1 protein-coding gene is annotated in these 612 nt (G+C 63.9%); it reads right to left on the reverse strand.

Annotated elements, in window-relative coordinates:
- Nucleotides 1–203: 203 nt before the first annotated feature.
- On the reverse strand, nucleotides 204–581 hold the full coding sequence (locus AC0IYH_RS29090; protein ID WP_465240024.1) for a response regulator: 378 nt from the start codon (nucleotides 579–581) through the stop codon (nucleotides 204–206).
- Between the last annotated feature and the right edge of the window lie 31 nt (nucleotides 582–612).

Raw genomic sequence — 612 nt, forward strand, 5'->3', positions numbered from 1 at the left:
GACGCGGGCCAGCAGGTCGGCACCGGGCAGGTAGCGAAAATCGCGCATGCTGCCAGCGAGGGCGCCGAACTGCGGCGTATCCGTGGTCATGATGGGCCTCGTATGGGATCGGGTCGGGAACTGATCCGGGATAGTTTCGCAACCCATAAGCATCGGCGAGCGGACCTGGTTAAAGATCCGGTAACTCGACGATTTGCGAACATTTACGCGGCGTTGCGCACGGTGGCATGCTGCTCGATCTTGGCGATCAGGTCGGGCAGCGACACCGGCTTGGTCTCGAAATCGACGCAGCCCGCTTCGATGCTGCGCAGCCGGTCGCTCTCCAGCGCGTGCGCGGTCAGGGCGATCACCGGGATCGTGGCACTGCGCGGATCGGCGTGGATCGCCATCGTCGCCTCCCACCCGTCCATATCGCCGAGTGCGACGTCCATCAGGATGATGTCGGGCCGGCTCGTCGTCGCCATCGCGATCCCCTGCGGCCCATCGACCGCACACGACACCGCATAGCCTTTCCGCTCCAGCCGGCGTTGCAGCATGTCGCGGTTCAATTCATTGTCTTCGACGATCAGGATGTGGGTCATATCGGAAATCCGGTGTCAGGCGGCGAAGGGG

Source organism: Pseudomonas sp. AC463 (assembly GCF_979253585.1).